Here is a 20,799-nt window from a genome sequence, read left to right on the forward strand (position 1 = left end):
CGCAATCGGCCGAACTCAATCGACTATCATCCGACGTCCCACCTTCCATCCCCACCTCATGGAAATTGCCGTGATAAATCGAGTCAGTCCAATCGCGATTGCAATCGCGATGATCTTCTGCTGCTCCCCGGCTCAATCGCGGGCCGGCCAACCCAACATCCTTTTGATCTTCATCGACGATCTTGGCTGGAAGGATATCGGCTGCTACGGCAACGACTTTGTTGAGACGCCACGCATCGATCAACTCGCCGCCGAAGGATTGCGGTTCACCAACTTCTACGCATCGGGCGCTGTGTGCTCACCCACTCGATGCGCCCTGCAATCGGGCCAGAACCAAGCTCGTATCGGCATCACCGCACACATCCCCGGTCACTGGCGCCCGTTTGAACGAGTCATCACGCCGCAAACCACCATGGCCTTGCCTCTGGACACGGTCACCATAGCCGAATCATTGAAAGCATCTGGTTACACGACCGGCTACGTCGGCAAGTGGCACCTCGGCAATGGCCCCGAATTTCAACCCGATCGGCAAGGCTACGACTTCAGCGCCGTCATTGGCGGCCCACACCTTCCGGGTCGTTATCGGGTCCAAGGGCGATCGGACCTGAAGCCCAAACCGAACCAGTATCGAACGGATTTCGAAGCCGATCTGTGCATCGACTTCATGCGTCAAAACAAAGACCAACCGTTCTTCTTGATGCTGTCCCCCTTTGCGGTTCACATTCCGTTGGCCGCGATGTCAGAGAAGGTTCAAAAGTACGAGGCGATGGCAAAGCAAACCGGCAACTCGCTGCCTCATCCGGTCTACGCGGCCATGATCGAACATTGCGATGACATGGTCGGTCGATTGGTTGATTCACTGGAACAACTCGACATTGCCGACGACACGATGATCGTCTTCACATCCGACAATGGCGGTCTCTACAAACGATACGACTACCGCGAATCAGCCGACGACTTGGTCAGCAGCCAAGCACCACTCAAAGGTGAAAAAGGTTCGCTTCACGAAGGAGGCATTCGCGTTCCATTGATCATCCGCCATCCAGCGACCGTGAAATCAGCGGGCGTGTGTGACGAGCCAACGATCAGCCATGACTTCTACCCAACGTTCGTCGAGATGGCCGGAGGCGAATTGCCGATCAATCAAACCATCGACGGTCACAGCCTACTGCCACTGATGACGGCCCCAACCCAAACGCTCGACCGCGACGCGTTGCACTGGCACTACCCCCACTATCACCACGACCGTCCCGCCAGTGCCATTCGGGAACGAGATTGGAAGCTGATCGAGTACTTGGACGGAACCGGCGACGTTGAACTCTACAATTTGGCAGATGACCTGGGCGAAACGAAGAACCTGGCCTCCGAAAAGCAAGGCCGGGCCGGCGATCTGAAACGCAAGCTGACAACCTGGCGTAGCAGCGTGCTCGCACGAACTCCAATTCCGAACCCGAGTTACGATCCCGAGCGTGCTCACGAATGGTGGAACCTCAAAAGCGGCAAACCAGTCCCCAGCGAACAACGCAAACGGTTCCCACCCACCGAAAAAGACTGATCGGCCATGCCGCCCAACTCAGTGACGCCGTATCACGCGATTTCCCAAATACGCCCCTACTGCCTTGGGTTGAATCGATGGTTACTTCGCGCATGTCTGCGACATGGCTGGCCCGCTAATGCCGACAGAGGGCCTCTGTCGGCTACGTGGTTGTTTGTAAAGCGAAGACCAGCATGAATCGACAAGCCACACCGACTGGCAGTTCAGGACCGTCACCAATCAAGTCGACGTTTTGCGATGCCCACCATCCCCGCTGCAACCATCAACAAACTCGCAGCACCCCTCGACCAGCAACCTGTAGCCGACTGAGGCCCTCAGTCGGCCTGAGCCCCCCAATCGCTGCAAGCGATTGAACTCCACTGCGGACGCGACGGCACAAACAAACGCATGCCTGCCACATGCAGATCTGTTTTGCCGACAGTGGGCCTCTGTCGTTTGCCGTCGCAGAAACGATCTCAATTGCACGGTCTTTCGTCGATGGTAGAATATGAACATGGAGAGCCAAATATGACCGTTGAACAAGCGATTAGCGAGATTTCTGCCCTGCCACCGAATGATCAGCTTCGTATCGTGCAAGCGATTTGGGATCGGTTACCGGACGGCGTTGGTACCGATTTGACCGAGTCCCAACGTGCTGAACTAGACCGACGCTGGGCGGAATACAAGGCGGACCCTACGACCGCACTCAGTGAAGAAGAGTTTCGAGAGCGTATCAGGATTGCTCGCAGCCGATGAAGGCACGACTCACCGCGCACACCGAATCTGATCTATTGCGCGCGATTGATTGGTTCGATCGTCTCTCGTTGGGCCTGGGCGACAAGTTCGAGGCTGAATTCTACCTGGCCCTCGAAAGGGTCAAGGTGAATCCAGAATCATTCGCACCGGATCACACGGGATACCGTCCTTGTCGACTGAAACGCTTTACCGCGGTTCTATACTTCCGGATTGACGCGTCTGATGTGGTGGTGGTTGGACTCTTCACCAGCGGTGAGAATGAACGTGGCCTGCAAAACCGCAGATGAAGTTCCAAATCGGGATAGGGGTCGCTCACACGCGTCCCTTTCACACCAACCAGCACGCTGGACGCCCGACGTCATGGAAAGACGCCAGGCCCCCACTGCCCTTTATCGCGAAGCCAAGACTGCCACGGTAAGACACGCTCAACGAAATCAGTTTCTCCAGAAAAGAAAAAGCTTTCGCAAACCTTTTCCAGCCTGTAGCCGACTGAGGCCCTCAGTCGGCCTGAGCGCACCAAACGCTGCAAGCGATTGACCTCCCCAGCAGGCACGAGAACACGAACAAACGCATGTCTGCCACATGCGGATCTGTTTTGCCGACAGAGGGCCTCTGTCGGTTACGTGGTTGCTCGTGTTGCGAATACCACCCAACTGACTTTCGCCACGACAGTGAATGAGCAGGGGTGCTGAAAACGCGTCTCAGCATTGTGATCCGTTCACGCGGCCTACAGCGTGATGCCTGAGAAACCGCCGGTGGTGGCCACGAACGTGGCCAGCATGCACAACCAAACCAGGTCCAAAAAATGCCAGTACTGGGCAGCGAAGTCGACTGGCCAATGTCGCTCGTGATCGTATTTGCCGAGCATTGATCGCACCGACACGATGCCCAACGCGATCACTCCGCCGGCCACATGAAGTGCATGCAAGAAGGCCAGGACAACCACCATGCCCGCAACACCTTTGCCGGTTCCGCCCTGCATGGCAGGACCACCGAGCAACCCCAGCATCGCAACATATTGAATCGCCATGAATGCGACCGCAGCGATCGCACTGAGGGCGAGCAGCGAAGCCGTCAGAACACGCTTTGATCGCCGAACCGAACGCGTCGACCAGTGAACCAAGCCACTGATACAAAGCAGCAACACGGTGCTAGTCAGAAATGAATTTGGCAACGGAACGGATGACTGAACGTCACCAAGACGACTGCTCGCATAGATACCGTACAGCAGCAAACTGCTGAAAAAGAACACCAGCAGCGTTCCGAGGAACAGCCAACCACCTTGTCGATAGCGTCGGTCGGTCGGAAGAACACTGACGGGCATGAGCGATTTCAACTGGCAGGGGAAAACTGAAGCGTCGGTTCATTGAACCGATGCGAACTGCCAAGTTTAACCGCTTCGCCAAATTCCCACAGTCGCCCCGTGCTTGATCGGGCGTCTTGATGCGGCCCGATTCAGGCAGCCCGTCGCTGCACCAAATCGTCCTGCAATGCGACGATGGCCGCATCGAGTGATCCCAACGAAGCGACCAATTGCTGAATCCCACGAGCAAATTCTGGACGTGGGTCGAATCCCATGTCTCCCAACAATTCCTGGACCTCCTCGACCTCCATCTGCAGAATCAATTCTTCGGCGGTCAGTTCGTTGGCGGGTGGACGCTGGTTTGAATCGGATGACATGTGTGGCAGCCAAAAGCGATGGGAGGAAACGAGACACGGTCATCTCTGCCATCGGCAATCGCAACAGCCCGCCTGAACCGAAAACTCTGCCTAATCGGAACAAACTTCCTCAGCGACGATTCAATGCATCTTTCGGCGAACTCAATAGTGCGGCGGCTTTTCGTCTTCCAATTCGCCACCCCGTTCGCTGACCTTGCCCTTGAGCTCTTTCAATTGATCGACCATTCGCTTCATCTCGCGATCGCGCCGCTGAGCGTCGAGCGACAATTCGGTCACAATTTCATTGAGCTGCTCACAAACACGCTGCGTGTGAACGAGTGCGATTTCCAGTTCGGTGATTCGATCTTCCATCGACATGATCAAGATCCAATTTCATCGGCTTGCGAGCCGTACGGTCGCGTGCTGATCACGCCTTCCTGTGGACTACTCGCGGTTCCGTACAAACGTTTCGGGATGCGTCCGGCCAATGCAGCGTGCCGTCCGGCATCGACCGCCATCCTCATCGCGTGTGCCATCCGAACGGGTTCACGAGCGTGAGCGATCGCGGTGTTCAACAACACGCCGTCGGCTCCCAATTCCATCGCCACGGACACATCGCTGGCCGTTCCAACTCCCGCATCGATGATGACGGGATAGTCTTCGTCATCTTCTTTCAGATATTCCAAAATGATCTGCAAATTGGCGGGATTCAAAATTCCCGCGCCGCTACCGATCGGACTGCCCGCTGGCATGACCGCCGCCGCACCAACTTTCTTCAGACGCTGAGCCGTGACCGGACAATCGCTGGTGTAGCACAACACCGAAAAACCATCCGCCGCCAACTGCTCGCACGCCGCCACAGTTTCCACCGGATCGGGCAGCAACGTCTTGGAATCACCGAGCACTTCCAGTTTCACCCAGTCTGAACCAGGGTTGCCAAGCGTCCGCAGGATCTCTCGTCCCAAATTTGCCGCACGCACGGCATCTGCCGCGGTGTAACACCCCGCCGTGTTCGGCAGCAGGATGTAGCGATCGGAATCAATGAAATCCAGAATGTTCTGGCCCGTCCGTTCGTACAGACGTTCGCGACGAACTGCGACGGTCACACACTCGGTGCCGGATGCGTCCAACGAATCACGCATCTGCTCCATCGTGTCGTAACGCCCCGTGCCGACCAACAAGCGGCTGGTCAGCGTGTGCGATCCAATCTTCAGCGGTGAATCGGAGAGAGCGTCGGTGGACATAGAAAAAAGATGGTGCGAAAAGGCAAAGAAGCGTGACAGCGAATCAATTGACGTGCATCGGGTCTGGTGACACCGTCCTGATCAGACAACCGATCGCTCGCAACAACAATCCCCAATCACCCATCCGCCCCTCAATCCGCCAGACAATTTCAACCGGTCGATCGGCTTTGAATCGTCGACCGACGAGCTGATGGATTCAACCGCCTCCGACCAACGTCACCACTTCGACACGGTCACCCTCGGCAACGATTGTGGCGCCGTATTCCTCTCGCGGCACGACGTCCTCGTTGACCTCAACGGCCAAGTAATTCTTTGGGACCTCGACCGTCACCAGCAGTTCGTCGATCGGCATCGGCCGATCGATCTGTGTGGGACGTCCGTTGACTGTAATGTCAATCATGCGACTCAATCGTTCTCTTCGTCGAAGGCTGCGTCGAACGCACGATTACTCGGCGAGAAATCCAATTTCTTGGTGAACTCGCAAGCCTCGCGGGCACCGAAGGTTCGTTCCATTCCGCTATCTTCCCACTCGATAGACAGAGGTCCTTGGTAGTCGATCTCGTTGAGTGCGCGGATGATCTCTTCGAAGTTCACGCCACCCCGACCGGGGCTACGGAAATCCCAACCGCGTCGCGAATCACCAAAGTTCAAATGGCTGGCGTTGATGCCTGTTCGTCCGTCCAACGTCACAATCGCGTCTTTGATGTGCACGTGGTAGATACGATCGGGGAACATGCGAATGAACTGAACCGGATCGATGCCCTGCCAGATCAGGTGGCTGGGGTCAAAGTTGAAACCAAACTCGGGACGATTGTCCAACGCTTCCAAAGCACGTTGAGCGGTGTAGATGTCAAACGCGATTTCAGTGGGGTGAACTTCCAACGCGAAACGCACGCCGCATTCGCCGAACACATCCAGAATTGGATTGAAGCGTTCTGCCAACAATTCGAATCCAGCATCGATCATCTTTGGCGGAACCGGTGGGAACGAATACAGCAAGTGCCAAATGCTGCTGCCGGTGAAGCCGTTGACCACATCGACACCAAACTTTTGCGCCGCACGAGCGGTATTCTTCAGTTCCTCGATCGCACGATCGTTGACGCCTTCTGGTTTGCCATCGCCCCAAACGTAATCAGGCAGGATGGACTTGTGTCGCTCATCGATGTTGTCCAGGACGGCCTGCCCGACCAAGTGAGCGCTAATGGCGTGGCACTGCAGATTGTGCTTGGCGAGAAGAGCGTGCTTCTTTTCGCAGTAGTCATCTTCGGCGAGTGCTTTGTCGACTTCAAAGTGATCGCCCCAGCAAGCCAATTCGATCCCATCGTATCCGAAATCGGCGGTCATGGCTGCCATCTCTTCGATCGGCAAATCCGCCCATTGACCAGTGAAAATCGTAACGGGACGTGGCATGGAGGTCTCCAGGAAAATGGGGAATCGGATCCATCAAACGGATCACAACACAGGAATCGACGCCCTCGGGGCGACGCGGCGGCATTATCGCCGAACACTGTTCCCCGGGCAATTCCCCTGCATCCAATGAATCCAACTCCCAGTCGACTCTCCAATCCATTCTTTCACAACCACTTCTCCACTCTTTCACAACCACATCCGCCCGGCACTTCTGCCCGACCACATTCGTCCGGAACACGCCCGTCTCACTCACAGCCGTCCAGCATTCGCACCACGGCACCACTCTCGGTGGCGAATCACGACTGCGGCAAAACGTGATCGACCGCGTCAGACACGCCGGTCATCGGACGAGAAAATCGCACTGAGATACAACCCGGTTGGCGTGTTGGACTTCACCGGCGTTTCCATGTGACTTCGAACCGCACGCATCACGTCTCGCCTTGAGATCTGCCCTCTCAATCGTCCTTCGCTGTCCAAGACCGGCAATCGACGACAAGCAGCATCAAGAAACGTCTGCGCAATCGTCAGCAAATCAGTCTCTTCACTGATCGTTGGTGGATTCTTGTCCGTCAGGTCGCCGACCGGAATGCTTGGAAGATTTTCGTAAGCCATGCCGACGACAAACTTCATGCACGACTTCTCGGAAAAGACACCGACAAAGTGACCGTCTCCATCCACCACGGGTGCACCCGAGATACGTTGTCGCAGCAACACATCGAGAGCCTCCAACGCATCCATCGTCGGCGACAATGTGATGAGATTCCGAACCATCATCTCTCGAGCCGTGACGTGTGGCATGGTTCCGGGGCTCGGTGTGGGAAGCGTGGCAGTTCCAATTGTTTTTGTCATGACGAGGTCCTCATCTGAAAAGGGGCAAGGTCGATCGAAAAGGTCTTCACCTGAGATCACTTTGAGGCGTCGGCTAAGACTCGGTCAAGAAAATTCCATCGCGCAAATCGCAACCGCCGCTCGTTCACAACGTTCCCGAGGATCCCACTTGCCACTGAAGCAGTCCGTTGGGGTCGCAATACACGGTAAAATGCGTCACAAAGGCATTTAACAAACCCCAACTGCGAGATGAAAAGTTGGGGTTGTGAAACTTGTCACGCAGTGCACCAGGAGAGTGGAATGTTGGGTCGTTGGGTCGAATTCGAATTTGATTGCTTGCCGCTTCGAACCATCACGCGGTTGGATGTCCCGCTCGATGCTTCACCGAATTACGAGGCCTTTGTCCTGCGAGTCAAAGCAGCACTCGCCAAACACGGCACCTACAACACGTACTACCTGCATCGTGCCCGTTGCGTCTTTCACCTGACCAACGATCCCGATCGTGGACGGGTTGAGTTTCATGTCGAAGGCGTCGTGATGACCGGCGAAAAAGATCTGAAGACGAAGGCGGTCGACCTGACAGTCACTCTCGGCGAAGAAACCTGCGATTGGCTCAACGAACCCGCCGTCGAGTTTTTGGCCGAATCGGTCAAGCATTCCATCGCTGTGGAGTTCGACCGTTACATCCAGGCCGGCGATCTGACTCAGACCGAGAAACGCTTGGAAAAAATCCAACGACAAATCGAAGAAGGCGACGGCTTCCAAGCCATGTATTTGTGATCTTCGCGTTCAATCCAACTCATTTCGACTTCACGGATCTCTTGACACCACCCCCGCTGAGTTCCTAGTTAACGAGTCGCCCTGTGGTTTCGCCCCGTGCGTTCGTCGCATGGGCCGCCTGTATGACGGTCACCAGACATTCGACCGCCTGTATCAATTGGATTGAATTTGCCGATTTGGCTTCACTGGACGATTGAATCAGTCGATCCAACAGCTGGAACCATTTCGACAACACCATTCCGCCTCCGACGGAAGGACGCGACGATGACAACTCGATCAGCTCAAACTCGAAAAGCCGCGCGAACTCTAATCGCCCACGCCGCCATCGGTTTTTGCGTGACGGCGAGCATCGTTTCCACCGGTTGCCGCAGCGGACGCCCCAGCTTGAACATGTTCAGCATGCGAGGTGAACCCTCCGCTGAAACGCTCGCTGGCACCGGCCCCACGCAAACCTACCCGCAACCACCGTCCTCCAAAGCCACCCCAAACGCGATCGCATCGATCGCCGGTGGAACAGCACCCGCGACCACGCCAGGCGGAACGTCGCCCAATATGTACGCGTCCAGCACCGCTGGCATGCCAACCGTCGAAAGCACACCCGGCGTTCCGAGCACACCGACATCGCCCGTCAGCAACCCCTACGGTTCAGTCGCGTCGCAATCCAACGGATCGCTGCCGCCAGCCTCGTATGCTTTGCCCGGCAACCAAACACCGTCGCAACCGGCCAGCTACGCTGCCGCGTCAGCGAACGGATACGCGATGGGAACCCAACCATCCGCAACCACACCGACAGCTTCGGCTCAAAACACAACGCCTCGTCCAACCGCGATGCCTCCGATCACGGTGCCGTCGACTTCGCCACCAGCAGGTGCGGATGCAATCGCATCCAGCTCCAAGACATCCGCCAGCAAAAGCAACGGATTCACTTTGCCCGGAGCTGACCTCGACGCAATCGTCGCTCAACAACCGTCCAGCAAATCGACACCGGGGTCCGCGTTCTCGCTGCCAAGCGACCTGACCGCCGGCCCAAGTGCATCCAGCCAAGCAAGCACGTCACCTGCCATTTCGGCCATCGAATTGCCTGACGACCTGAGCAACACGATTTCGGATGCATCTGACAAAGTCGCTTCCGCCGCAAGCACGGCGACCAAAGCAACTGCTGATGCAGCCGCCAAAGCAGCTTCGACCGTGACCGAGTCGCCGAGCTACCAAACCGCAACCGGGGCCAGCTCATCCAACACGGTCAAACCAGCCGGCTACACTCCCGGCAGCACCGGTGCCTCGCAGGCTTACCCCAGCTCATCGATGATTCGCTGACATCGACGATTTGCTGAACGGTCGCTGGCCCACGCATTCAATCGCGTGAGCCCATCACCGCCGGCCAAAAATTAGCGAGCGTGAACAACACCAAGGGCCGCCTTCCAGCTTGCTCGCCCTTTCAATCTTGCCCGTGCTGCTCGCTGATGCAGTAAACCTTCGTCAGCGTTCGGATCAGAAGCTTGCCTTCAACAACGCTCGGCGTCGCGATGCAAAGCTCATCCAGCGGATTGGTTTGCAGGATCTCAAACTCGGGCCCAGCCTGAACGACATAGGTCAGCCCCTGCTCGCTCAGGCAGAACACCTTGCCGTCGTAGGCCCACGGCGAAGATGTAAACGAACCCTTCGGTGAAAACCGCTTCTTTCCGTAGACCTCTTCGCCAGTCTTCGCGTCGTGGCAAGTCATGAAGCCTTGGTCATACACCGTGTACAGATAATCGCCGTAGACAATCTGCGTCGTGTTGTACGGTGAAGCCCGCGGCTGATACCACTCGATGAATTCGCTGTTCGCGAACCCGTCTTCGGTATCGATCCTGCCTGATGCACCTGGGCGAATCGCAAACGTCGGCCGGTGCGCGTCACCAACATAGCCCGACGATAAGTAGCAAAACCCATGGGCGGCAAAGGGTGACGGAATGACCAAGATGGACATGTCACCTTCAAAACTCCACAGCTCCTTCCCATCAAGCGAATAACTCCGATTGACTCGCTGGCCGGGCACAACGATCTCGGTACGAAGCTCGTTCTCCCAGACAAACGGGGTCGCCCAGGACATCACCTCGTCACGTGGCGTCCGCCAAAGCTGATCACCCGTTCGCGTATCGAATGAGGCGATCCAAGACTCCTCCTTGTTGTCATAGACAACGAACACCTGGCCCGCATGAACAACCGGGGATGCCGCCGCGCCGTAATCCATGTTCGTTTTCTTTGGATCAATCATCCGCGACCACAGCAACTCGCCATCCAGCCCGTAACAATACAGTCCCAGATCGCCAAACAAGACATACAGCCGCTCGCCATCGGTCGCAGGAGTCTCCGCGGCATACGAACTCTTGGGATGCCGCGGAACAACTGGCCGGCCGGCGTGAGCTTCGCGTTTCCAAAGTTCCTTGCCGCTGCCCAAGTCGAAGCAACAGACCATCCAGTGATGCACACCCTTCGCTGGATCACGAACGCCCTCACCCAAATACAAACCTCCCTGTGGCGGCGTATTGGCCTCGTCCGCGACAACCGAAGACACAAACACCCGGTCGCCAATCACGATCGGACTGCCCCAACCCTGCCCCGGAATATCGACCACCCAAGCAACATTGGTTTCTTTATCCCACGTCGCCGGCAACCCCGGATGATCCTCCGCGACTCCGGTCGCATCCGCACCTCGAAATCGCGTGAAGTCGTCGCCGACACCGCTACCGGCCGCCCCCAATGCAACTGCAAGAAACGCAAACGAGCCAACCAACCAATTCATCGTGCACATACCATCTCTCGCCGTGGATCAAATTCATGTGCCCTCGAACATAACCGGAACTCAGCCCTCCGGCACCCTTCCCAGCGCAACGTTTCGCAGCACCGACTCAGCCTGAAAGACGCGGCCCACAACGCCGTCTTTCCCCAAGCACTTACGATCACTCAAATCCGTCGTAAGGATCCTTGATTACGCGAGCAATCGCCTCTGCGGTGACCTTGGTTCCTTCGCACTCAATGTGCTGCAAGAAAGGCAGGCTTTTCAGATGAGCGATGCCTTCGTCGGTGATTGCGGTCCGATCGAGCCCAATGCCGGTGAGCAAACGCAACTGCGACAGCTTCGACAGATCACTATCCTTCACCCCGGTCCCGGCGAGCTGAATTTGCATCAAATTCGGCAACCGAGCCACGTGATCCAGCAGCGATGGATCGAAATTTTCAGGCGTGAACTCGACCGCGAAAATGGGCTGCCCTTTTTCGCGACGGACCATCCGCACCCCCGCCTTTTGCAATTCAAAGAGCGACCGGCGACTGTCCACCCCAACGCCGCTGACCGCGGGTGGCTCTCGCCCCTGAACACCAGCTGACTCGCCAACTTCTAGCAAGTCAAGACTTCCAACGGACAAACCATCAAAGAACGTATCTCGATCGATCTCTTTAGCTCGTTGCCGCGAGTCCAACACATAGAAAGCGTCACTCAACCAAGGCCGCGGGTCCGCGAGATGCAACTTGTCGCCCGGCTTCGCAACCTGCTCGAAGTAGATCCGAATCGTTCGACGCTCTTTCGGAAAAGGAACGTGCAATTCCCCCCAGCCTTCGATCGGCAGCGTGCTAGTTTTTGTGGTTATCAAACCCTGCGGGATCGAAGCGGAATAAAGCACGCCCGAAAATCCGTGGTCCAACAATCCACCATAGAAACCAACTGGCGCGATCAAACCGGCGGCACAAACCAGCCTCTCCCAGCCGAAGGTTGGATACCACGTCTTCGTGGTCAACAACACCCAAGACCCAATCACCGCGACCGACAAGTTCCACGGAAGCACGCTTTCGTTCCAATTCACCAAAAGCGGCGAGATCGTCAGCGCAATTCCAACGTGCATCGCCGCGCATGCGGGCGCCGCCCATCGAGGCCGAAAGATTGCGAGCACGCCCACCGCTAGCTCAACCAACGCGACGACCAAGGCGAACGACATGTAAGTTGCATCGGCGTCCAGACCGCTGCGTTCAACCAACCAATGCGACGCATAACCGAACCAGTCCGGCGACAACAGCTTGTGAATCCCCGCCCAAACCCAAGTCGACACTAAGAACCAACGAGCGATTCGGTGGCCAGCCTCCCAAACGCACGCCGTCATCAACAACGCAATCGAAAAGAACTGTGGCTGAAGACGGAACTGGTCAAAAATCGCCGCGACGATTAACACACCCCAGTGCACCGCCATTCCCGATCGAGGACGAATCACCACCCAGACCAGCGAAGCGATCAGCATCCAGCCAAACGAGATTTGCGGCAGATCAAAGGTCGGCAAATGCGGTGGCATCTGACGCACCTGCCAAAGCGGCCAAGTGATCGCGATGGTGACGCATTGACTGGCGACTCCAAACAACAGCAACCCATAGCGAGTGCGCCCAAGCTGACTCGCCACTTGACCGGAAAACCCCGACTGCGACGACGGCACACGAATTGTCGGATCACTCAAGGAATCAGCCACACTTCCGCTGGAAGAAAACACACACAGCAGAAGTCTAGCACCTTCTCGTCACCCCGCCCTGATCAGACCACGGGTCACGCCAACGCTTGGTCGATCGGGTTGTTGGCCAGGTAGTGCCCGCACAAAGAAATTGCCATCGCGTCGGCGACGTCGGCGGGTTCGGGAACCGACTGCAGATTCAATTGCATCTTCACCGCCAACTGAATCTGACTTTTCGGCGCACGACCGTTTCCGGTCATCACCTTTTTGACGCGAGTTGGCTCGTAATGCTCGACGGGAACACCAGCCGAAGCGGCAGCCAAACAAATCACGCCACGAGCGTGCCCCATCAGGATCGCCGTGCGAGGCCGATCGTAATGCGAAAACAATTGCTCCAACGCCATCAGGTCCACGGCATGCACCGCGAAAACCTCTGACAACCCAACATGGATTTCACGCAGACGTTCGGGAAGCGTGTCGGAACGACGTGATTTAATCACACCCGCTTCACGCAGACACAAACGCGGTCCCTCTCGCGAGATCACCGCATAACCAGTGGTGTTGAGCCCCGGGTCGATTCCTAAAATGCAGGAAGCCGATCCAGGACGAGCCGTTACGACTTGCGTTCCCAAGAGGTGCCTTCCTTCTTATCGAGCAACGCGACACCCAAATCAGCCAATCGATCTCGGATCGCATCGCCGGTTGCGTAATCCTTTCGCTCGCGAGCTTCCTTGCGAAGGTTGATCAACAAATGCACGACGGAATCAAGCAACTCCGCATCCGCTTCATCACCGCCGGATGTGGCCGGTGGCTTTGCAAACAACCCGAGCACGCGAGACAACTCCGCGATGACCGATGTCGCTTTGACCAGCGATTCCACGGCGGGCGATTTTGCATCGGCACCGGCGGCGAGCTGATTCGCATCGATGTGTCGATTGAGAGTCCGCAACGCATCAAACAACACGCTGATCGCGGCACCGGTGTTGAAATCGTCATCCATCGCGGCCAGGAACTTTTCTCGAATCGCGTGGATCTCGGTCAGCAACGCGTCGCCGGCTGGATCAAACCCACCATCTGCACGCCGAGTCGCCGCGGACAAATCGTAGAACGAATCGCCGGTGATCTCAGCAAAACGGTCGAAGTAGCGATAGAACGCTTCCAACGACGTGCCCGCTTCAGCCAAGGTTTCTTCGTTGTAAACAATCGTGCTTCGGTACTGCGTCCGCAAAAGGAAGAACCGAATGCGTTCTCCGGTCTGACTGCGAATTAGATCCGCCAATCCACCCGCACCCTTGCTGCGACTGATCTTGCCCGACGCTTGCTCTTCCACACTAGCCGCTTCCGCCGCCGCGTTTTCGCGATCGCTCTTGCCGCCGACTTTGCCTTTCTCTCCGGCTCGCATCAGTCCGTTGTGCATCCAATACTTCACCATCGGTGCACCGTGGCAGCACGTGCTCTGCGCTCGTTCGTTTTCATGGTGGGGGAACATCAAATCCAATCCACCACCGTGAATATCAAATGTCTCGCCCAAAATCTCGTGACTCATCGCGGAACACTCGATGTGCCAACCGGGTCGCCCTTCGCCCCATGGGCTGTCCCAGAAAGGTTCGCCGGGGCGAGCTGATTTCCAAAGTGCAAAGTCGCCGGGGTTGCGTTTCTTGGCTGCCGCACCGCCGCCTTCGCCTTGTTGATCTTCCACCGAACGATTCGACAATTGGCCGTATCCTGGATCCTTCGTCACATCGAAGAACACATCGCCATCGATCGCATAAGCAAAGCCCTTTGATTCCAGCGACCCAATGAACGCGATGATCTGCGGCATGTGGTCCGTCGCACGCGGCAGGTGGTCAATCTGATTGACACCCAACTCACGCAAGTTGGCCAGATAGTCCGCGGTCATCTCAACCGCGATCTGGCTCATCGGAATGCCGCGTTCTTTCGATTTGCCGATCAGCTTGTCGTCAACGTCGGTGATGTTCACCACCCAAGTCACTTCGTACCCGCTGTACGTCAGATAGCGTTTGATGGTGTCGAAGATGACCGGGCCAACCATGTGTCCAATGTGCGACTCGGCATAAACCGTCGGCCCGCACAAATACATTCCCACCCGAGGAGCACGCAGTGGCAAAAACGGCTCTTTGGTTTTGCTCAACGTGTTGTAAACACGAATAGCGGGCTGGGCGGACGAAGGGGAGGCGACCGATGCGGTCGGGTCGGCGGCGGTCATGCTCATCAGCGTGCGTGCGATATGAATGGAGCGAAGGCGAGGCGTCCTCGCGAATTGAGTGAGCCAGGAAGTATAGGGAATCAGTCCGGCTTGGATCGAGCCCGCTTTTGAAACCCGTCCCAAACCGTTCGCAACCCTGCAACTCCAACGTTTTCGCCGAGCAAACGCTGCCAAGCCCCATTTCTGCACTGACAAATGGACACCCCGGCAAACACGGCAAACTAGGGAGCTTTGGTCATCGCCTCTTCCATTCGCCGCGACCAAACTTTCCATCGCGAATTTTGGATCCCAAAATCAGGCCGAACGCTACGATGCCAAGATGCGTAGCAATCGCACTCTCAAGCCATTCGTGACGCAAACTCCTTCGAAGGCATTTCCCTTCGTTGACGCATCCAACGGCTCCGGCCACCTCATTTGCCCCACTTCGGAAAGCGGCACCATGTCCAAAATCTCGCTTCTCACACTGTTGTCCTTGGCACTGTTCGCCTTCACAGGCTGCCAGCCCTCCAGTGCCCCAGACAACGCTGCCACCACGGAAACCAGCGACAGCCACGACGATCACGATCATGACGGCCACGAGGGTCACGACCATGACGGGCACGATCATGAGGGTCATGATCACGAAGGCCATGACCACGCCGCTCACGGCAACGAGACCATTGACGCGGCCGCCGCTGGACTGAGCACCGACGCATTGGTTCATCTCGAAAAAGCCAACGCGCCCAAAACGCTCGCCGACGCGATCAAGAAACTGACCAGCATGCAGTCGACCATTGCAGGCGGCTTTGCTGATGACGACGTTGATTCGATCCACAACGAATTGCACGAGATCGGAACGCTGCTCGAACAAACCGAAACGCTGGCAAAAGAGAGCGATCTGGGCGACGAGAAAAAGAAACAAGCACTCGCCGCGATTGACACTCTTTTCGATGCATTCGGCTCGGTCGATGCCAAACTACATGGTGACGAAGGTGCCGACTTCAGCGAAGTAAGTGGCGACATCGAAGACGCAATCAAAGTGCTCGGAGGCCTGAAATGATATCTCGCCTGAAATGCCTCGCACTCGGCACCGCTTGCTTCGCATTCGCGGTCGGCTGCGAACCCGGCACGAACGAAACCGCATCAACGGACGCCGATCCGACGGTGATCCTCAATGAAGCTCCGTCCGACCCGTTGTCGCTGACCGAAGTCAAAGAGCAGTTCACGGACGAGGAAGCGGAAGCTCCCAACGAAATCACTTTAGTCGGCAAAGTCGACGCGGGTGAATTCGAAGCCTTTGAACCGAACTCAGCCACGTTCATGCTCAGCGAACTGCCCGACGAAGATCACACGGGCGGCGATCCTGATCACGCGGACAACTGCCCGTTCTGCAAACGCCGACTCGCCAACGCGCCGAAAGCCGTTGTGAAATTGGTCGACGAATCTGGAACCGTTCGAGCAACCCGAGCGGACAAGTTGGCCGGTCTCTCCAAAGGGGACGTGGTCACCGTTTCGGGAACGGTCAGCTACGACGAAGGCGTGAATCTGATCACTATCCAGTCGCAGAAGATTCACATTCGCTAGCGGATTCGGCCTACCCCGCCGCCAGAATGGACATAAACCCCGCTAAAAATAGCTCTTTTCAATTTTTCTGTGAAAACTGAAGACTAGAACCCCACCACAACCAACGGGAATCTGTTATAGTCCCCCTCGTGGTGGTATAGCTCACGCACTCGGCGCGGGAAACATCACGGTTTACACGAAGGAATTAGAAGAATGGCAGAAGGTACAATCAAACGGCTCACCGACAAAGGCTTCGGTTTCATCGACACTGGAGGGCCGAAAGACTTGTTCTTCCACTGCACGAATGTCGAAGGCGCGAGTTACGACGAACTGCAAGAAGGTCAAAAAGTCACTTACACTGAAGGTCGCGGTCCCAAAGGACCTTGTGCCGAAAACGTGACTCCTGCCTGAACGGCTTGATCTCGAAGATAAAATTGACACCGCCATTGAGACCCTTGATGGCGGTTTTTTAATGCGCTGACGCAAACGCGAGTGGCCCAGCAAACAAGTGGCCCAGCAAACAAGACTCTCACCCAGCATTGCTCAAACCAGCCAATCGCAACTCGCCTCTGCCCAATACAGATTGGCGTTTCGCTACTGCGACAAATCCAATTTGCTACCGCCAGACGATTCGCCACGATTCGCCTGCTGACCGTAACCTTGAGCGGCTCGTCGCGAACCATCGTTCTGCTGCAACTGAGCCGCAACTTCATCACGGCTGCTGGTCAGCATCTCTTCGCTCGCCTGCTCACGAGCCATCAATTCGCGGTGCATTTCATCGCACTTCGCGTTTCGTTGCCGATGTTCCTCCGACACACGATGCGTCTCGCCCAATCGGGCCCGCTCGGTTTTTAGCTGCTCCGACGCCTGCACCAATTGCTCCACCGCACGCTGCTTCTGACTCAGCACTCGCATCAGCTCGTTCATGTGCCCGTCCGAAATCGCGGCCTCCTGTTGAAACGTTAATTCCAACAGCAACTGCAACAATTCGAATCGACGATCGATGATCGCTTCCATGTTCTCGTTCCCATCCATTGATGAATCGATGCTCGCGTCGCGGCCCCAATCAGAACGGACCACCGGCATACACGCTTGAGCGACCCGCAGTATCCACCCGGCGACTGTCGCACGTCAACGCAACCTTCCATCACACAATCGTGACGCTTCGTCACGGCGCCGTTTGATTGGTCAGCTGTGCCCCTTGGTCGAGCCTTTCGACCATCCAGGCCAAGTAGCGTTCCCAACCAGCACGATCATACCGCGTGACCATGTCAAATTCGTCGTCCCATTGGGCTCCGATTCTTCCGAGCACCACGTTTGCCTGCCGGATCAACAGATCCGCTTCGCGAACTCGACCGATCTTTCGCATCATCTGCGACTGCCCCAAGAAAGCTTCCAAGGAGGCTGGCTCGTTCATGTACCGCAATGCCATGTCACGATAAGCGTCCGCCGCTTCTGCGAACCGCCCCATGTCACGAAGCGTGTCCGCTTGACCGATCAACGAATTGCGAAGCAGTGCGCGCTGCTTGTCACTCAAATCACTGTCACGTTGTTGGTTCTGCAAAAAATTGGACAGCATCGCGAATTGATCCAACGCCGCCTGCCGACCCGCGTTCGCTTTCTGGCTCAACCCACGACGAGCCGTGTCCTGGAGCTCCGTTGACTCCAGCTCGACCTCCGGTAATTCCGCCGTCAACAAATGCCCACGGGCCAATGAGTACGCGGCGGTTTGTGTTCGGGGCATGGGCCAATATCGCTTCACCGCTTCATCCAATCGTCGCATCGCCAGTTGCAATGTCGGACGAGTCGAACGCAACGCTTCCACACGCTCGTTCCACTTCAACTCGCGTGACTTCAGTGTCTGTGACAAACTTTCCGCGAACAACATCTCGCCCAACGTCAGCAACGAGTCTCGCCAAGCCGGACTTTGCGGAGTCAACTGACCATCACTGAGATTGTCCTCCAACCATTCGCGAGCTCGCTCGCGATCGCCCAGATCCGCCGCCGCTTGAGCAGCCAACAGTCGAGCGTCATAACGCATCGGATCGCGGTCGTATTCGATGATGCATGTCTGCAACGAATCGATCGCCCCTTTCGCATTTCCGTCTGCAAGCAAAGCCCGCCCGTGCGCCACCAAAGCTCGCGGAATTCGACCGCGTTCTTCGTATCGAAGGTAATCCTCCAGCAAAATCGCACTGCGTGAAAAGTGGCGGCCTTTCTGATACGACTCGATCGCCAGCCAAAGCGTCGGCACGTATTCCTCAGTGTCAAATTGTTCCTTCGCGGCCGCCGCAAACGCGTCTCCCGCACCGCGGAACTGCTCCCGCGCCAAGACGGATGCATCTCTGGACAACTCGCCTCCTGGACCCAACCCAGCCGCCAACGTTGCTTCGCCCCAATCTCGGTAAGCGATCCCGGCTTGGCTGTGTGAACTCGCCACACCCAACACCGGAGACGTGACCGTGGCGGTTTCGACCGCGGGCGCAAATTGGCCAGCACCACGCAGCATCGCGATGGCGTCAATGATTCTTTGCTTGACGTTCTCTCGAACGATTTCGGGGAAATCCAAAAACTGACTCTGGCCAATTTCTCGCACCAAATAACGAGATGTTTGGGCCACGTCTTCGCCCATACCTCGACTGGCCAGCAACTCGATTTCTGATATACCGCCTTCCAAACCACGATCATCAAACGGTCGCTGCTGCCTCGCTTGAGTCAGGCGGGCCAACGCCAGATCGGGATCGTTAAGCAGCAAATACGATTGAGCGACCAACAAACGAGCACTGCCCGCAACCTTGGGATCCGCTTCGCGTTGCAATTGGTCCAGCACCTTGATGACGTCATTCAGCTCGGCTTTCGTTTCTGGTGGCAGCTCACGTCCGGCGACGATCGGAACGCCGGCGATCAACTGTGCCGAAATCGACGGTGGCAACGCTTCAATCACGCGACCAACTCGTGCCAACCCACGTTGCAAACTCAACTGGTCACGAAGCTGCAATGCCCATGGCATTTGAGACGTCACTTCGCTAGAGATGTCTTCCTCGACCCGAGCGATCACGGGGAGCGAATCGTCATACCGCTTCAACTGATTCAACAACTCGATTCGCAGGATCTCTGCTTCGCTTCGGCGTCGTGCGTCCAAACTCGACTCTTCCAAGTGAGCCACAATCGTCCGAAGCGCTTCGTCCGGCTTAGCGGTGATCGATGACGCGAGTGATCGAGCCAGCAATGGCAACAACTCAGCTCGCAACGTCAAGTCGATCTCAACAGCCTGCTTCAAATGCTTCGCTGCCTGTGCGTGCCGTCCCATCGCATGCAAGGTCGCACCCAACATCCGATGCCCCTCCGAATCGCGGCCTTCCGGAAAGCCAAGGTCGTGAGCTCGTTGCAGATAAGGCAACGCCTTTTCCATTTGCTCATGTCGATCCCGCGGTGCGACGGCTTGGTTCGCTCTCGCGTGTGTGCCAGCACCGATCAAGAACTGCTGCATCGGGTACAGCTCCATGTGATCTTCGTTCAGCTGGTCCAACCCCGATCTCTCAGCGAGGTCGCCAGCGACCACGATGTTGCCCGCCACGTATTGGGCGGACGCCAAATTCATGGCTTGCACCGCATCGATCTCTCGACCGCCAGCCACGATCGAAAACATGTATGCAAATCCCACCATCGTAAACATCGTCACGAACGCGAGCGAAAGCACAGTGGTCTTGGACCGCTTGCTCGCCGGTGCGGGGTTGTCGTTCTTGGATTCGTCAGGATCAGCCACTTGGGCACCTCAATAGGGAGCCTCTCGCGATACCAAATCTCAAGTCCTGACCGCAACTGCGGCGTGAAAACACGAAAGAACTCTGATTCTCAGATCCCCCCAAACCTCACCAAACGGCCCGACAGCAGCGAAACGGACAGCCTAACGGGCAGACACGTCACCATCGGATCTCCGGACGGCTCTAGAAAACAACAGTTTTTTTTTCGTCACCGCCCCCTCCACCGCGTGTCGCAATTCCATACCAGCGACAGCCCCCAATACGCCGAGACACGCGGACTCCAAGCGATCGCGTCGCAGCGAATTTTCAATCGTTCAATCTTCCTGTTCAATTTGCATAATGGAACTCCACAGACCTCTAGCGGCCGCTAAGAGTGCCGGACCACCACTTTACACGTCTATGACGTACTTCCAGGGTCGTCGGCAACGAACTCAATTTGGCTGTCTGCGATTCTCCGCAATGCCCCGCCAGTTGGGTAGCGTGAGAAGACGACCTCGCTCGAACCATCACAGGCCCACTCCAGCGAATGTCGCAAATTCATTCCCGCAGGCCGCAATCCCGCGGTGTACTTGGCTCTTTCACC

Annotated in this window: 21 protein-coding genes; 8 read left to right on the forward strand and 13 right to left on the reverse strand. The window is 56.6% G+C overall.

The features are described 5' to 3' along the window. The first annotated feature begins 70 nt into the window (after nt 1-70). The 3 genes from RB_RS09225 (at nt 71) to RB_RS09235 (ending at nt 2,577) form a co-directional block, all read left to right on the forward strand. Nucleotides 71-1,555, forward strand: coding sequence for a sulfatase (locus RB_RS09225; protein ID WP_231846345.1), 1,485 nt, complete (start codon nt 71-73; stop codon nt 1,553-1,555). 507 nt (nt 1,556-2,062) lie between these two features. Continuing rightward, nucleotides 2,063-2,290 (forward strand): addiction module protein, encoded by a 228-nt coding sequence (locus tag RB_RS09230; RefSeq protein ID WP_007326953.1) that lies wholly within the window; start codon nt 2,063-2,065, stop codon nt 2,288-2,290. Further along, nucleotides 2,287-2,577 carry a type II toxin-antitoxin system RelE/ParE family toxin gene (locus tag RB_RS09235; RefSeq protein WP_011120012.1) on the forward strand — a complete coding sequence of 97 codons (291 nt, stop codon included), beginning with the start codon at nt 2,287-2,289 and terminating at the stop codon, nt 2,575-2,577. Before RB_RS09230 ends, RB_RS09235 begins: the two co-directional genes overlap by 4 nt. Before the next feature lie 440 nt (nt 2,578-3,017). On the opposite strand, the gene RB_RS09240 is transcribed toward RB_RS09235, so the two are convergent. The 7 genes from RB_RS09240 to RB_RS09270 form a co-directional block, all read right to left on the reverse strand. Next, a complete protein-coding gene (locus RB_RS09240; protein WP_007335775.1) occupies nt 3,018-3,614 on the reverse strand; it encodes a cytochrome c oxidase subunit 3 in 597 nt (198 codons plus the stop codon). A gap of 131 nt (nt 3,615-3,745) precedes the next feature. After that, on the reverse strand, nt 3,746-3,970 hold the full coding sequence (locus RB_RS09245) for a hypothetical protein (RefSeq protein ID WP_007333872.1): 225 nt from the start codon (nt 3,968-3,970) through the stop codon (nt 3,746-3,748). A gap of 141 nt (nt 3,971-4,111) precedes the next feature. Continuing rightward, the gene (locus RB_RS09250; protein ID WP_164921768.1) at nt 4,112-4,327 is read right to left on the reverse strand and encodes a SlyX family protein; all 216 of its coding nucleotides are present in this window, start codon (nt 4,325-4,327) and stop codon (nt 4,112-4,114) included. Between the two features lie 2 nt (nt 4,328-4,329). Continuing rightward, nucleotides 4,330-5,193, reverse strand: coding sequence for a thiazole synthase (locus RB_RS09255; RefSeq protein WP_011120018.1), 864 nt, complete (start codon nt 5,191-5,193; stop codon nt 4,330-4,332). Between the two features lie 196 nt (nt 5,194-5,389). Then, nucleotides 5,390-5,593, reverse strand: a complete 204-nt coding sequence (thiS, locus tag RB_RS09260) for a sulfur carrier protein ThiS (protein ID WP_007326948.1) — start codon at nt 5,591-5,593, stop codon at nt 5,390-5,392. Nucleotides 5,594-5,598: 5 nt separating this feature from the next. Next, a complete protein-coding gene (locus RB_RS09265; protein ID WP_007333876.1) occupies nt 5,599-6,603 on the reverse strand; it encodes a sugar phosphate isomerase/epimerase family protein in 1,005 nt (334 codons plus the stop codon). 327 nt (nt 6,604-6,930) lie between these two features. Further along, a complete protein-coding gene (locus RB_RS09270; RefSeq protein WP_007326945.1) occupies nt 6,931-7,512 on the reverse strand; it encodes a CBS domain-containing protein in 582 nt (193 codons plus the stop codon). A gap of 219 nt (nt 7,513-7,731) precedes the next feature. Between RB_RS09270 and RB_RS09275 the strand changes: the two genes are divergently transcribed. Both RB_RS09275 and RB_RS09280 read left to right on the forward strand, forming a co-directional pair. Then, entirely contained in the window at nt 7,732-8,211 is a 480-nt protein-coding gene (locus RB_RS09275; RefSeq protein ID WP_007326944.1) for a hypothetical protein, read from the forward strand. A 264-nt stretch (nt 8,212-8,475) separates the two neighbouring features. Beyond that, on the forward strand, nt 8,476-9,528 hold the full coding sequence (locus tag RB_RS09280; protein ID WP_231846347.1) for a hypothetical protein: 1,053 nt from the start codon (nt 8,476-8,478) through the stop codon (nt 9,526-9,528). Between the two features lie 121 nt (nt 9,529-9,649). On the opposite strand, the gene RB_RS09285 is transcribed toward RB_RS09280, so the two are convergent. The 4 genes from RB_RS09285 to cysS form a co-directional block, all read right to left on the reverse strand. Continuing rightward, entirely contained in the window at nt 9,650-11,005 is a 1,356-nt protein-coding gene (locus tag RB_RS09285; protein ID WP_011120027.1) for an outer membrane protein assembly factor BamB family protein, read from the reverse strand. Nucleotides 11,006-11,153: 148 nt separating this feature from the next. Then, entirely contained in the window at nt 11,154-12,725 is a 1,572-nt protein-coding gene (locus RB_RS09290) for a hypothetical protein (RefSeq protein ID WP_011120028.1), read from the reverse strand. Nucleotides 12,726-12,778: 53 nt separating this feature from the next. Beyond that, the gene (gene ruvC / locus RB_RS09295) at nt 12,779-13,315 is read right to left on the reverse strand and encodes a crossover junction endodeoxyribonuclease RuvC (RefSeq protein WP_011120029.1); all 537 of its coding nucleotides are present in this window, start codon (nt 13,313-13,315) and stop codon (nt 12,779-12,781) included. Then, the gene (gene cysS / locus RB_RS09300) at nt 13,297-14,916 is read right to left on the reverse strand and encodes a cysteine--tRNA ligase (protein WP_164921769.1); all 1,620 of its coding nucleotides are present in this window, start codon (nt 14,914-14,916) and stop codon (nt 13,297-13,299) included. The genes ruvC and cysS overlap by 19 nt, the downstream gene beginning before the upstream one ends. A 433-nt stretch (nt 14,917-15,349) precedes the next feature. On the opposite strand from cysS, the gene RB_RS09305 reads away from it, so the two are divergent. The 3 genes from RB_RS09305 (at nt 15,350) to RB_RS09315 (ending at nt 16,863) form a co-directional block, all read left to right on the forward strand. Then, nucleotides 15,350-15,949, forward strand: coding sequence for a hypothetical protein (locus RB_RS09305; RefSeq protein ID WP_011120032.1), 600 nt, complete (start codon nt 15,350-15,352; stop codon nt 15,947-15,949). After that, complete coding sequence (locus RB_RS09310) at nt 15,946-16,473, forward strand: OB-fold nucleic acid binding domain-containing protein (RefSeq protein ID WP_007333887.1); 528 nt, start codon at nt 15,946-15,948, stop codon at nt 16,471-16,473. The genes RB_RS09305 and RB_RS09310 overlap by 4 nt, the downstream gene beginning before the upstream one ends. 192 nt (nt 16,474-16,665) lie before the next feature. Continuing rightward, entirely contained in the window at nt 16,666-16,863 is a 198-nt protein-coding gene (locus RB_RS09315) for a cold-shock protein (RefSeq protein ID WP_007326931.1), read from the forward strand. 183 nt (nt 16,864-17,046) lie between these two features. On the opposite strand, the gene RB_RS09320 is transcribed toward RB_RS09315, so the two are convergent. Further along, nucleotides 17,047-17,487: a hypothetical protein gene (locus RB_RS09320; RefSeq protein ID WP_231846350.1), complete on the reverse strand. Its 441-nt coding sequence runs from the start codon at nt 17,485-17,487 to the stop codon at nt 17,047-17,049. Between the two features lie 133 nt (nt 17,488-17,620). Further along, nucleotides 17,621-20,218 (reverse strand): tetratricopeptide repeat protein, encoded by a 2,598-nt coding sequence (locus RB_RS09325; RefSeq protein ID WP_011120034.1) that lies wholly within the window; start codon nt 20,216-20,218, stop codon nt 17,621-17,623. Nucleotides 20,219-20,799: the final 581 nt, after the last annotated feature.

The organism is Rhodopirellula baltica SH 1, assembly GCF_000196115.1.
GTDB classification, from domain to species: Bacteria; Planctomycetota; Planctomycetia; order Pirellulales; family Pirellulaceae; genus Rhodopirellula; species Rhodopirellula baltica.

What these genes read in the sequence shown, in the direction of transcription:
- RB_RS09230 (WP_007326953.1), top strand. Translation starts at nt 2,063, where the DNA reads ATGACCGTTGAACAAGCGATTAGCGAGATTTCTGCCCTGCCACCGAAT.
- RB_RS09235 (WP_011120012.1), top strand. Translation starts at nt 2,287, where the DNA reads ATGAAGGCACGACTCACCGCGCACACCGAATCTGATCTATTGCGCGCG.
- RB_RS09240 (WP_007335775.1), bottom strand. Translation starts at nt 3,614, where the DNA reads ATGCCCGTCAGTGTTCTTCCGACCGACCGACGCTATCGACAAGGTGGT.
- RB_RS09245 (WP_007333872.1), bottom strand. Translation starts at nt 3,970, where the DNA reads ATGTCATCCGATTCAAACCAGCGTCCACCCGCCAACGAACTGACCGCC.
- RB_RS09250 (WP_164921768.1), bottom strand. Translation starts at nt 4,327, where the DNA reads ATGTCGATGGAAGATCGAATCACCGAACTGGAAATCGCACTCGTTCAC.
- RB_RS09255 (WP_011120018.1), bottom strand. Translation starts at nt 5,193, where the DNA reads ATGTCCACCGACGCTCTCTCCGATTCACCGCTGAAGATTGGATCGCAC.
- thiS (WP_007326948.1), bottom strand. Translation starts at nt 5,593, where the DNA reads ATGATTGACATTACAGTCAACGGACGTCCCACACAGATCGATCGGCCG.
- RB_RS09265 (WP_007333876.1), bottom strand. Translation starts at nt 6,603, where the DNA reads ATGCCACGTCCCGTTACGATTTTCACTGGTCAATGGGCGGATTTGCCG.
- RB_RS09275 (WP_007326944.1), top strand. Translation starts at nt 7,732, where the DNA reads ATGTTGGGTCGTTGGGTCGAATTCGAATTTGATTGCTTGCCGCTTCGA.
- RB_RS09280 (WP_231846347.1), top strand. Translation starts at nt 8,476, where the DNA reads ATGACAACTCGATCAGCTCAAACTCGAAAAGCCGCGCGAACTCTAATC.
- RB_RS09285 (WP_011120027.1), bottom strand. Translation starts at nt 11,005, where the DNA reads ATGTGCACGATGAATTGGTTGGTTGGCTCGTTTGCGTTTCTTGCAGTT.
- cysS (WP_164921769.1), bottom strand. Translation starts at nt 14,916, where the DNA reads ATGAGCATGACCGCCGCCGACCCGACCGCATCGGTCGCCTCCCCTTCG.
- RB_RS09305 (WP_011120032.1), top strand. Translation starts at nt 15,350, where the DNA reads ATGTCCAAAATCTCGCTTCTCACACTGTTGTCCTTGGCACTGTTCGCC.
- RB_RS09310 (WP_007333887.1), top strand. Translation starts at nt 15,946, where the DNA reads ATGATATCTCGCCTGAAATGCCTCGCACTCGGCACCGCTTGCTTCGCA.
- RB_RS09315 (WP_007326931.1), top strand. Translation starts at nt 16,666, where the DNA reads ATGGCAGAAGGTACAATCAAACGGCTCACCGACAAAGGCTTCGGTTTC.
- RB_RS09320 (WP_231846350.1), bottom strand. Translation starts at nt 17,487, where the DNA reads ATGGATGGGAACGAGAACATGGAAGCGATCATCGATCGTCGATTCGAA.